Raw genomic sequence first — 3888 nt, forward strand, 5'->3', positions numbered from 1 at the left:
AATTCCTAAAAAAAACCATAAACAAAAAAATTTAAGATAAAATAAAATAAGCGGGAAAATTGAATTTGGAAAAGAAATTCATCCTCTTTTCAAACTGGCAAATCAAATTTGGCTTAAATAAAAAATTCCTACGGAAAGAATTAAATCCTACGTTTCTTAGTAGAATATTATTCTGTGTATAAATTAAAACGGTTTGATGAATCACTTGTTTATATTTATTTACTGTGCTTTATTTTTCATCGTTATCAAAGAATGAATGATAATTTGATTAATGGTTTTATTTATAAGATAAGAAAATACAACGATGATATTCTGTCCTTTGCGAAAGACCAGATATATACCTATTACACAGAAAACCAGGGGGATTTCAAGAAAGTAGGAAAGGTTTTACAAGTTATAGTAGATGAAAATATTTCAGATAATACAGTATTTAAAGACATTCAAAAACGTGTATTTTCTATCCTAGACCGTCAAAAATTAACTGAACTAGCAAATCAAATCCTGGATAATTCGAAGATAGATGAAAAAGCGCTCCGTTGGGAACGTATTGATGCATTAGCTTTACAATTCAAACGACAAATTCGTCCTATTTTTATGATGGTTGATTTTGTTACAACAGATATGGATGACTCTCTTATGGATGCAATAAATTTTTAAAAAGAAGTTTTTACGAAACGAAAAACCTTAACCAAATATGATATCGAAGATATCCCTCAAGCCTTTATAACAAATAGCAACCAACGTTATCTTTACACTAAAGATGATTCTCATTCAAAACGTTTACTAATAGATCGATATGAATTTTTAATTTATTATTCCTTATGGCATCAGTTGCAATCAGGAGATATATTTTGTAGAGATAGTATACAGTATAGAAGTTTTGAAGATGATTTAATCGATGAAGGTAAGTGGGAACAAAAAGAGAGTATCATTCAAGATCTCCATTTAACTATCCTACAACAGCCCATTGAACAATATTTAAAAGAACTGGAAAATAAATTGGAAACTCGTATTACTTCAATCAATAAACGAATTACTTCGGGGAAAAACAAACATGTTCAAGTAAAAAAACATAAAAATCATAATTCCTGGACACTTCCATATACTCGAGTTTCAGCTCCTATTAATCATGCGTTTTTCGATGTATTGCCACAAATTGATATGAGAAGTATTCTGTACTTTGTAAATCAACAATGTAATTTTCTAGATAACTTTGAACATATCCTAGGACGCTATGCAAATCAAAATGCAAATGATACTATTCTTATTCCATGTCTAATAGCTTGGGGAACAAATATGGGATTGTATAGAATGGGGGAAGTTTCTGATATAGATTATTCAAAACTAGCAACTACATCATCTAATTTTATTCGATTAGAAACATTAAAAGAAGCGAATGACTGCATTAGTAATGCAACAAGTAAACTTCCTATTGTTCAATATTATAATATTGATGATTTCGTCCATTCGAGTAGTGACGGTCAAAAATTCGAAACACAGATTCATACGCTACAGTCCCGTCATTCCTCTAAATATTTTGGAATGAATAAAGGAATTACTTCTTATACAATGGTGGCCAACCATATTCCGATTCAAGCAAGAATTATTGGTGCGAATGAGCATGAAAGCCATTATGTATTCGATATTTTATACAATAATACAACTGATATAAAGCCTAATATTCATTCTACAGATACACACGGAACAAATGAGGTTAATTTTGCTATTTTAGATTTATTTGGTTATCAATTTGCACCAAGATATAAGGATATTCATGCAACAATATCTCGAAATTTATATGGGTTTCAACATCCAAGCCAATATGAAGAATTACTTATCAAACCTTTACGGAAAATCAATAAAGAATTGATTATGAAGGAATGGGACAATATTAAACGGATTATATTGTCTCTGGCTTTAAAAACGACTACTCAAAATGTTATTGTTCGAAAGTTAAGTTCTTATGCCCGAAAAAATCAAACGAAACGTGCATTATGGGAGTATGATAATATCATCAAAAGCCTATATTTTTTAGAATATATTGATTCGTTACCATTACGTCAAAATGTTCAAAAGGCGCTAAACCGTGGGGAAAGTTATCATAAATTACGTCGGGCTGTATCTTTTGCAAACTTTGGAAAACTTCGTTTCAAGACTGAACAAGATCAGCAAATTTGGAATGAATGTAGTAGGTTGTTAACCAATTGTATTATTTACTACAATGCAAGTATCTTATCGAATTTATTAACGAAATCTCAGAATAAAGGTATCGAGATGAACATATTAAAGTATATTTCACCGGTTGCTTGGCAACATATCAATTTTTATGGTCGTTATGAATTTAGCAAATCCCCAACAGTAGTAAATTTAGAGACAATCTTTGAGGGTATCAATGAAGATGACATTTTAACCAGGTTAGTGACAGAGCATGTAATTGAAGAAGAATAAGACAAAATATAATTTGGTATATTTTGTCTTATTCCCCCTTTTCGGGGGATGGGCAAAAACACCCCCTTTAGAAAAAGATTGAAAAGAATGTTTATACAACACAAAAAGACGAGAATAATCTCGTCTTTTTGTATGGTGATCAAAGTATAACCGTGTCTCTAATAATATTATCTATTTTTTGGTTTCTCATACCTAAAGGGATTTCATAAATAAAATAGAATCAATTATTTGGAGGTGAACCCAATATGTCACGCGATATATCTTCGATACAACGTATCTATAGTCCAAAAGAAATGGCAAAGCTTTTAGGTATAGCCGATACCACTGTTAGAAAGTATTCCCAAGAACTAGAGAAAGAAGGATACCATATATATAAAAATGAAAAAGGACATAGAGGATATTATGATAAAGACATTATTCTATTTAAACAAATTATTGAAATAGCTAAGCACCCCGATATGTCGCTTGAACACGCAATAAAGGCCGTTGTATCAACACAAGTATCATCGGGAATATCGGTATCCGATATTCAAAAAGCAACAGATAAAAACTATATCACTAAAGAAGATTTTAAAGCATATCAAGAAAGACAAGAAGAGTATTATCAAGCTCTCCTAAAACAACAAAAAGCCCAAAATAGATATCTTCTAGAACAACTACAAAAAAGAGATGAATATATTATCTCGAGATTAGAACAAAGAGATCACGATTTAATGACCGCTATTAGAACGACACAAGAAACAAAAAAAATTATAGCTGCTACTAACCAAAAACAAAAATGGTGGAAATTTTGGGGCAATTAATGAATTTTCTTTAAAAAGTATACACGATTTTATATAAAAAAATAGATTTGTCGAAGTGTAGGGAATCCAAAAGCTTGGTAAAATGCGAATCAACAAAAGCCCATGGGAGAGTAAGGGGAAGACATTATCTTCTCAATCGATAATAGGGCGTTATTTTAACCTCACATGAATGTTTATACAACACAAAAAGACGAGAATAGACTCGTCTTTTTGCGTGTCATGGATGAATAATAGGCAGTGAAGGCTCCTCGTCCTTCTGTAATAATATAAACCATTTTTGGTTTATAATACCAGGTAGTTTTTTCATTTTTAGATTACAATTTTTCTTGTTAGAGATAGTATTAGCACGAAAAAAACACTACCGTCACAGGTTTATAAAAATAAAAAGACGAGATTACTCTCGTCTTTTTATTGATACTCAATAAGAGGTTGTAAAGAGACTATGTCTCTTTACAATATTACAACCTATTTTCGGTCATAAAAACCAAAAATATTGCATTTTTAAAGTTTTAAGGCACTCTTTATTTTTTTGTCTGCGGGCTTATTGAAAAAAGCGGGCTGTTAATTTACGTCGATAATATTGGTAAACTTAAACGTATTCTTATGATGAAAAGCATCCGTGCAGATGACTTTCTTT

At 30.8% G+C, this 3888-nt stretch carries 1 protein-coding gene and 1 pseudogene; both read left to right on the top strand.

Features of this window, described 5'->3' with window-relative positions:
* Positions 1-40: 40 nt before the first annotated feature.
* Positions 41-2448 (top strand): annotated as a pseudogene (locus AB3X49_RS18990) (Tn3 family transposase); the annotation flags it as partial.
* Positions 2449-2693: 245 nt separating this feature from the next.
* Positions 2694-3251 (top strand): DUF3967 domain-containing protein, encoded by a 558-nt coding sequence (locus AB3X49_RS18995; protein WP_367964024.1) that lies wholly within the window; start codon positions 2694-2696, stop codon positions 3249-3251.
* The last annotated feature ends 637 nt before the right edge of the window (positions 3252-3888 follow it).

The organism is Bacillus sp. C30, from assembly GCF_040838255.1.
In the GTDB taxonomy this organism is placed as follows: Bacteria; Bacillota; Bacilli; order Bacillales; family Bacillaceae_G; genus Bacillus_A; species Bacillus_A mycoides.

Bases quoted from the DNA above. Each gene is read 5' to 3' on its own strand.
- AB3X49_RS18995 (WP_367964024.1), top strand. From the start codon at position 2,694: ATGTCACGCGATATATCTTCGATACAACGTATCTATAGTCCAAAAGAA.